We start from the raw sequence: 260 nt of genomic DNA on the forward strand, positions 1-260 counted from the left end.
ATTTACATAATTAAAATTTATAGTATTACGCCTTAAAATAGCTTCTTTTATTTTTGTAAATTTATCATCTTCATTAAAATTACTTCCCCATTCAGTAAAGTCTATTTCAATCCAGTTTGATAAATTCTGCTCTCCAAATATTGAGCCAATTTTATTTACTACTGAATTTATTTCTGGATACTTAGTCGCCTGTAATGTTTTCAGTGCAACTATTAAACTCTCTTTATCTTTTTTTGACAATATAGCCTTGTCTATAGAAT

The 260-nt window shown here is 26.2% G+C and carries 1 protein-coding gene; it reads right to left on the minus strand.

Annotated features, from left to right (window positions below; translation table 11 throughout):
- The coding region (locus KK062_RS31315) for a hypothetical protein (RefSeq protein ID WP_254088132.1) at positions 1-260 on the minus strand (260 nt) is incomplete at both ends.

This window comes from Dawidia cretensis (assembly GCF_018598175.1).
GTDB classification, from domain to species: Bacteria; Bacteroidota; Bacteroidia; order Cytophagales; family Cyclobacteriaceae; genus Ohtaekwangia; species Ohtaekwangia cretensis.